Consider the following 5,585-nt stretch of genomic DNA (forward strand, 5'->3'; position numbering starts at 1 on the left):
GGAGGTGAGTGCGGGTGACTGAACCGTTGATTGACACGGTCTATGAGACGACGGACGACGAGGACGAGGACGACCGCCTGTGTCTGGATGCGGCACTCGCCGAGGGCGAGGACCCGGTGCCGTTCGATGAGGTGCTCGCCGAGCTCGGGTTCACGCGGGAAGACCTGCTGATCTGACTGAGGACTGCTGACGGCAGGATCGTCGCCGTAAGCTTGCCGGTCATCTACACGGTGCGAGATGAGGTGCTCGTGGTCCTGGTTGTGGAGAGCGGGCCCCGGTGCGACGAGTGGAAGGAAGACGTCAGAAGGCGCCAGTTTTCGGGCGGAAAATGTATGTCAACCATCCACTCGTGCTGGGCCGGCCACCCACCAAGGCGTCACCCTCGACTGCGCCTGCGAGCTGTACCTGTCGATCCCCGAAATCTGACCACCCCGCCTGCCCAGGTGTCAACCCCCGAAGGACTTAGAGCGCCCGGCGGGTTCGGCGGGGACGAGGTGCGCGGGCGACCACCGGCCCTCCGTAGGATCCTGCGCCGTGGGAAAAAAGAGTGCGGAACGCAACGCAAGACTCGATACGCTCCGGCGGGAACAACGGCGCCAGGAACGCCGGCGTTCCTTTCTGATCTACGGAACCGGCGGCCTGGTCGCAGTCGCGGTGCTGGCCGGCATCATCGTCTACGCGCTGGTGGCCAACCAGGCGAAGGATGAGTCCCACTCGGTCGGTCACGTCACCGCGGCGAGCGCGGCGGCGACCGCGGCCGGGTGTACCGGAGTCGTCAACGACGCCTCCCATGGCAGCACCCACGTCGCGGCCAACCAGACGGTCAACTACGACCTCACGCCGCCGTCGTCGGGTAACCACGATTCCAGTCCGCTGCCGGACGCCTACCGCTTCTACGAGCGCATCCCCAACCTGCGGATCGAGCGCGCCGTCCACAACCTGGAACACGGCTTCATCATCGGTTGGTACGACGCGAAACTCCCGGACGACCAGGTCACCGCGCTGCGTACCGCCGCGGACGCGGCCGGCAACCGGTTCATCGCCGTCCCCTGGGCCCGCAGCGAGTTCGCCGATAACAGACACTTCGTGCTGACGGCGTGGGACCGCACCCAGCGATGCGCGACCGTGTCGGAGTCGGCCATCAAGGACTTCGTGAAGACCTACGCCGACCCGAGCCTGGCCGGCGCTGCGTGGGCATCCCCCACCGCGCCCGAGTCCGGTGCGCTCGGCGGCCCGCTCGACCTGAGCCCGACGATCGCCGGCACCGCGCCGAGCGCCGGATCGGATACCGGTACCGCCACGTCCGCCCCGGCGGGCGCGGCCACCTCCACGCCGTAACCCCGGCGCCGGTTAGGCACCGGCGTCGGATAGGCGCCGGCGTCGGATAGGCGCCGGCGTCGGATGGGCGCCGGCGTCGGATGGGCGCCGGCGTCGGATAGGCACAGCGGTCAGGCGCGGTCCGAGCTGAAGCGGATCGCGCCCGCGCCGAGGACCGCCCCGGGAAACACCCGCACACCAGCCCGCAGCTCGTTGTCGGGCTCGATCCGCGCACCGTCGCCCACGACGACCCCGTCCAGTGACACCCGTGCACCGATGACCGCGCCGGCGCCGACGACCGATCCACGCACCACCGCACCGTCACCGATGACCGCACCGTCGAAGAGCACCGCACCGTCCACCGTGGCGCCGCAACCCACTACGGCGCCGGCGCCCACCACCGCCCCCCCGCTGATCTTCGCATCCGCGGCGACGGACGCGCCGGCCAGCACCAGCTGGTCACCGACGGGTCCCGGCAGCGCGGAGGATGTGATCCGTCCCATCACCAGGTCGCGGGAACCCTGGATGAACGCCTCCGGGGTACCCAGATCCAGCCAGTACGTGCTGTCGACGTAGCCGACCACGAGAACGCCGGACGCCAGCAACCCCGGAAAGGTCTCCCGCTCGACCGAGACCGGCCGGCCGGCCGGAATATCGTCGATCACTGACCGCCGGAAGACGTAACAGCCCGCATTGATCCGGTTGGTCGGCGGATCGGGGGTCTTCTCCAGGAACTGGGTGACGCGGCCGTCGGCGTCGGTGGGGACCACGCCGAAGGCACGGGGGTCACCGACCTCGGTCAGATGCAGGGTGACGGCCGCGTCGGCGTCCCGGTGCCGGCGCACCAACGCGACGATGTCCAGACCCGACAGGATGTCGCCATTGAAGATGACCACCGGGTCGCCCGGACCACCGCGCAGCCGTGACGCGACGTTGCGGATCGCACCACCGGTTCCCAGCGGCTCGGTCTCGGTGACGTACTCCAGCTCCAGACCGTGTGCGGAGCCGTCGCCGAAGTACTCCTCGAACACTTCGGCCCGGTATGAGGTGGCGAGAACAACACGGGTGATGCCCGCGTCACGCGCCCGAGCAAGCATGTGGGCGGTCACCGGAACGCCGGCGACCGCAAGCATCGGTTTCGGTGCTGACATCGTCAGCGGGCGCAGCCGACTACCCTGTCCTCCGACCAGCATCACAGCGTCCATGACGCGTGAGTGTCCCAGAGGCCGCACCGCCTGGTGCACGATGTCGGCATACCTCCGTGGCGTCGCGTCGCGGACACCTGCCGACCAGGCTGGGCACAGTTGCCAGATCCGCCTCGTTCACCGGCCCCGTGCACCGACCCTGTTCTCCGACATCGTTCACCGGCCCCGGCACGCCGGAGTGCGCGCACGAGCCCAACTGGCGATGCTGAAGACGTGGTGCGCCAGCAACCTGTCCGCTACCGGGTCTCTCCCGGCGACGCCCGCACGGGCGCCGAGGCAGCTACGGCCGCGCTGCTCCACGGTGGGGAACCGGGTTTTGCCGCCGCCCGCACCGACGACGGTGGTCCCGCCACCCTGGCGGTGTGGCTCGCCTGGCACGGCGAGGGTCCACCCATAGCCGATGTCGTACCCGTGCTCACCAACCTCGGCCTGAGCGCGACGACCCATCGCTGGCTGCCGAGCCAGCCGGGCCCGCTCGGGGGCACCGTCAGCCTGGACGAGTACCACGTGCGCGCCACACCGGCGCTCGCCGACGCCGCCCTCAGGCAGATGGACGGGCTGCGCGGCATCCTGGCGGGCCTCGCACGCGGGGACATCGACAGCGACAGCCTCGACTCACTCGTGCTGACCGCCGGGCTCACCGCCCGGGAGGTGGGGCTGTTGCGGGCTCTGTTCCGTTACCTGCGCCTGGCTGGAACGTCGCTGGGAACCCGCTACGCCCACCGCGTCCTGACCGCCCACCCGTCCTATGCGCACGATCTCGTCGCACTGTTCCACGCCCGGATGGACCCGGCACGGGTGAGTCCCACGGAGACCGGGCGGCTGCACGCGCGGCTGGAGGACGCGCTGGGGTGGGTGACCGGCATCAACGACGACATGGTCCTCCGCCGGTTGCGGGACCTCGTCCTCGCGGTTGTGCGCACGACGTTCTACCCGCACTCCGACCAACCCTCGGCCGACCATGGCGGATCAGACCGTGGCCCGGTGCCCGCGGTGTCCGGGGTGGACACCCCGGAGACACTCGCCCTCAAGATCGCCTCAGGCGGACTGCTCTGGTTGCCGCCGCCGGTGCCCGAGGCGGAAACCTTCGTCAGTTCCGGGCTGTTCGACGCGGTGCATCTTCGCGGGGCTGCGCTGGCCCGTGGCGGCATCCGGTGGTCCGACCGCCAGGAGGACCTGCGCACCGAGATTCTCGGCCTGATGAAGGCCCAGCGGGTCAAGAACGCCATCATCGTGCCGGACGGCGCCAAGGGCGGCTTCGTGCTGCGCCGTCCGCCGTCGGACCCCGACGAGCTCGCCACGCTGGCCCGGTCCTGCTACGCGGAGTTCATGCGGGCGCTGTTGGCCCTCGTGGACGACCGGGTCGACGGCGCAACCGTCCGCAGCCCGGGCATGATCTGCCATGACGGGCCGGACAGCTACCTCGTGGTCGCCGCGGACAAGGGCACGGCGCGCTTCTCCGATCTCGCCAACGAGGTGGCGAGATCGAGCGGGTACTGGCTCGGTGACGCGTTCGCCTCGGGTGGCCGCACCGGGTACGACCACAAGGCGCTGGGCATCACCGCCCGGGGCGCGTGGGAGTCCGTTCGCCGTCATTTCACCGAACTGGGCGTGGACGCCGACCGCGAACCGCTCACCGTCGTCGGCATCGGCGACATGTCCGGGGACGTCTTCGGCAACGGCATGCTCCTCTCCCGCTACCTCCGCCTGGTCGCCGCATTCGATCATCGTCACATTTTTCTCGACCCCGACCCCGACCCGGCCCGCTCGTTCGCCGAGCGCGAACGCCTCGCGGCGCTGCCCGGGAGCAGCTGGGACGACTACGATCGCTCCGCGCTGTCGCCCGGCGGTGGTGTGTTCGCGCTGTCGGCCAAGCAGATCGAACTGACCGAACAGGTACGGGAACTGCTCGGGGTCGGCGACGATGCGCTGCCCGCCGACGCCGTGGTCCGGGCGGTGCTGCGTGCACCGGTCGACCTGCTGTGGAACGGCGGTGTCGGCACCTGGGTCAAGGCCAGTACGCAGGAACACGGCGCGGTCGGGGACAAGGCGCGGGACGGGATGCGGGTCGACGCGGTCGAGCTGCGCGCCCGGGTCGTGGCCGAGGGCGGGAACCTCGGCCTCACCGATGCCGCCCGGGTCGAGTTCGCCATGCACGGCGGTCGCTGCAACACCGACTTCGTCGACAACTCCGCCGGGGTGAACTGCTCCGATCGCGAGGTCAATCTCAAGATCGGCCTTGACCTGGCCATCAGCAAGGGAGCGATCGACCGGGTCGACCGCGAACGGCTGTTGGCATCGGCCACCGACGACGTCACCCGAGCGGTTCTGGTCGACTCCGCCCGCCAGGCCCTGGCGCTGAGCGCGGCCGAACGCCATGCCATGTCCATGGCGGACGGGTTGTCCCGGCTCATCACCCATCTGGTGGAGACCGGCGAGATCGACCCGGATGTCGAGACCCTGCCGGACACCGAAGAGCTCGGCAACCGGCTTGCCAAGGGACGGACCTACACCCGGCCGGAGATCGCCGTCCTGCACGCCTACGCCAAACGGATGGTCGCCCGGTCGCTGCTGGCCTCAGGCCTGCCCGACGAGCCGGTCGGCGGGCCCACCCTGGATGCCTACCTGCCGGCCTCGCTGCGGGGGACGCTGCGCGAACACTTCGACCGCCACCCGCTGCGACGGGAGATCATCGCCTCCCAGCTCGCCAACTCGATCATCGACCGGGTCGGCGCCGGTTTCCTCTTTCGGCTGCGTGAGCTGACCGGCGCGGACACCGTCCAGGGCACCCGGGCCTTCGTCATCACCCGCGACCTGCTCGGCCTCACCGACATCTGGGACGCCATGGACGTCCACTGCCTCGGGGAGGGCAGCCGCACCCGCCCGGCCGTGGGCTCCACCGACCCCACCGCCGAGGCGCTGCTGCACTGTCACTTCGTCCACGAGGAATCCGCGCTGTGGCTGCTGCGGGCCCGCCGGTCGCCGCTGGACATCGAAGCGGAGATCACCCGATACGCCGACGGCATGCGGGATGTTGCGGCGGCCCTGCCCGCCGTGCTCGCC

At 70.2% G+C, this 5,585-nt stretch carries 4 protein-coding genes; 3 read left to right on the forward strand and 1 reads right to left on the reverse strand.

Going from position 1 to position 5,585, the window contains the following annotated elements; translation table 11 throughout:
• The first annotated feature begins 14 nt into the window (after positions 1–14).
• Together U9983_RS26390 and U9983_RS26395 are read left to right on the forward strand one after the other, a co-directional pair.
• Entirely contained in the window at positions 15–176 is a 162-nt protein-coding gene (locus tag U9983_RS26390) for a hypothetical protein (RefSeq protein WP_322756602.1), read from the forward strand.
• Positions 177–534: 358 nt separating this feature from the next.
• A complete protein-coding gene (locus U9983_RS26395) occupies positions 535–1,338 on the forward strand; it encodes a DUF3105 domain-containing protein (protein WP_322756603.1) in 804 nt (267 codons plus the stop codon).
• Positions 1,339–1,448: 110 nt separating this feature from the next.
• On the opposite strand, the gene U9983_RS26400 is transcribed toward U9983_RS26395, so the two are convergent.
• The gene (locus U9983_RS26400) at positions 1,449–2,522 is read right to left on the reverse strand and encodes a sugar phosphate nucleotidyltransferase (RefSeq protein WP_416211559.1); all 1,074 of its coding nucleotides are present in this window, start codon (positions 2,520–2,522) and stop codon (positions 1,449–1,451) included.
• A gap of 216 nt (positions 2,523–2,738) precedes the next feature.
• Here U9983_RS26400 and U9983_RS26405 point away from each other — a divergent pair.
• On the forward strand, positions 2,739–5,585 hold a 2,847-nt coding region (locus tag U9983_RS26405), incomplete at its 3' end, for an NAD-glutamate dehydrogenase domain-containing protein (protein ID WP_322756605.1).

This window comes from Protofrankia sp. Cas3 (genome assembly GCF_963555955.1).
In the GTDB taxonomy this organism is placed as follows: domain Bacteria; phylum Actinomycetota; class Actinomycetes; order Frankiales; family Frankiaceae; genus Protofrankia.

Bases quoted from the DNA above. Each gene is read 5' to 3' on its own strand.
- U9983_RS26400 (WP_416211559.1), bottom strand. From the start codon at position 2,522: ATGGACGCTGTGATGCTGGTCGGAGGACAGGGTAGTCGGCTGCGCCCG.